The organism is Amphritea sp. (assembly GCF_050300915.1).
Lineage (GTDB): Bacteria > Pseudomonadota > Gammaproteobacteria > Pseudomonadales > Balneatricaceae > Amphritea.
Genome location: NZ_JBNKYN010000155.1, coordinates 1 through 1424 on the forward strand (window position 1 = coordinate 1; position 1424 = coordinate 1424).

General features: G+C 62.7%; 1 protein-coding gene. It reads left to right on the top strand.

Annotated features, from left to right (window positions below):
• The coding region (locus ACQY8X_RS20880; protein WP_428037057.1) for a Calx-beta domain-containing protein at window positions 1-1424 on the top strand (1424 nt) is incomplete at both ends.

The following is a 1424-nucleotide window of genomic DNA, read 5'->3' on the forward strand; positions in this document are numbered from 1 at the left end:
GGCGGCCAGATCGCAGACGGCACTGGCGTGGGTACCATCGTCGATGACGGTACAGGCCCACTGCCTCCGGGCACCCCTGGTACACCGGATGACGACACCACCAGCTTCAGCGTTGGCGATGTCAGCATCAGCGAAGGCGGCCTGATGACCTTCACCGTAACCCGGACCGGGGATGCGGCGGCGGATCAGACCGTTGACTTTGCCACCAGCATCGAAGCGGGCGACAGCGCTGAAGCCAATGACTTCACCGGCAACAGCGGTACCCTGACCTTTGCGGCGGGCGAGACCAGCAAGACCTTCACCGTGCAGACCACTCAGGATGCGATCTATGAAGGCAGCGAGACCTTCACGGTCAGCCTGAGCAACAACTCCGTGGGCAGCAGCATTGCCGATGGTACCGCCACCGGTACGATCGTCGATGACGGCACCGGCCCACTGCCTCCGGGCACCCCAGGTACACCGGATGATGACACCACCGGCTTCAGTGTGGCCGATGTCAGCATCAGTGAAGGTGGCCTGATGACCTTCACCGTGACCCGCAGCGGCGATGCCGAAGCGGATCAGAGCGTCAACTTCAGCACCCTGATCGGTGCCGGTGACACGGCGGAAGCGGCTGACTTCAGCGCTAACAGCGGCACCCTGACCTTTGCGGCGGGCGAGACCAGCAAAACCTTCACCGTGCAGACCACCCAGGATGCCCAGTATGAAGGTGCAGAGACCTTTACCGTTCAGCTGGATACACCGACCAATGGCGCGACCATTACCACGGCGACCGCCACCGGTACCATTCTGGATGACGGCACCGGTCCAGGGCCATTCGACCCGACCGGTCCTGGCACCCCGGACGATGACCGTACCGGCTTCAGCGTCAATGATGTGAGCATCAGTGAAGGGGGCTTAATGACCTTCACCGTGACCCGTAGCGGCGATGCTGCAGCGGATCAGAGCGTTGACTTTGCCACCAGCATTGCCGCGGGTGACAGCGCCGAAGCGGATGACTTCACCGCCAACAGCGGTACGCTGACCTTCGCCGCTGGCGAAGTGAGCAAGACCTTTACCGTACAGACCAGCCAGGATGGCATCTACGAAGGCGCCGAGACCTTCAGCGTCAACCTGAGCAACGCCACCAATGGCGGCCAGATCGCAGACGGCACTGGCGTGGGTACCATCGTCGATGACGGTACAGGCCCACTGCCTCCGGGCACCCCAGGTACACCGGATGACGACACCACCAGCTTCAGCGTTGGCGATGTCAGCATCAGCGAAGGCGGCCTGATGACCTTCACCGTAACCCGGACCGGGGATGCGGCGGCAGATCAGACCGTTGACTTTGCCACCAGCATCGAAGCGGGCGACAGCGCTGAAGCCAATGACTTCACCGGCAACAGCGGTACCCTGACCTTTGCGGCGGGCGAGACCAGCAA